Source organism: Pseudomonas sp. 51_B (assembly GCF_017491595.1).
GTDB lineage: Bacteria > Pseudomonadota > Gammaproteobacteria > Pseudomonadales > Pseudomonadaceae > Aquipseudomonas > Aquipseudomonas promysalinigenes.
Genome location: NZ_JAFGYW010000525.1, coordinates 1 through 250, shown reverse-complemented (window position 1 = coordinate 250; position 250 = coordinate 1). Strand labels below are relative to the sequence as shown.

At 61.6% G+C, this 250-nt stretch carries 1 protein-coding gene; it reads left to right on the top strand.

Translation table 11 applies throughout. The annotated features are described in order from the left end of the window. Positions 1–250 (top strand): amino acid permease (locus J5M56_RS26040; protein WP_207938193.1); only part of this gene is annotated, 250 nt, incomplete at both ends.

Here is a 250-nt window from a genome sequence, read left to right as displayed (position 1 = left end):
CCGACGTGGGCAAGGCCACGGTCATCGGCTTCATCACCGTGTTGCTGTTCCTGGTGCTGGTCAACGTGCTTTCGCTAGGCATCATGACCCAGCCGGAGCTGGCCAAGCTGCAGAACCCGTCGCTGGCCTCGGTGCTGGAGCATATCGTCGGCCCTTGGGGGGGCTTGCTGATCAGTATTGGGCTGGCGGTGTCGCTGCTTGGGGCCTTGCTGTCCTGGGCATTGTTGTGCGCCGAAATTCTTTTTGCCAC